Raw genomic sequence first — 236 nt, forward strand, 5'->3', positions numbered from 1 at the left:
GCCGCAAATTGTTGCGCTGCCGACCAACCCCCATATGTCTTTTCACCCGTGACAGCATCTGTAGATACAGTCCGTGTAAACGTGATGGGCTGGGCCACATAATCATCATGGGCTATAGTTCCATCCGTATAAACATAATGAATAGTCTCATTGACCGTTTTACTTTCCGTTGTCACGGTTGGAGCATTCTTGGTGTACACGATGGTAAATTCAAGGTCACTGGAATCGCCAGTAAC

The 236-nt window shown here is 46.6% G+C and carries 1 protein-coding gene; it reads right to left on the reverse strand.

The window, feature by feature from the left end:
- Positions 1–236, reverse strand: a 236-nt coding sequence (locus ACWQAU_RS15185; RefSeq protein ID WP_432211744.1) for a mucin-binding protein, incomplete at both ends; no start/stop codon positions are given.

The sequence above is a fragment of the Lactiplantibacillus sp. 3062 genome, from assembly GCF_055413545.1.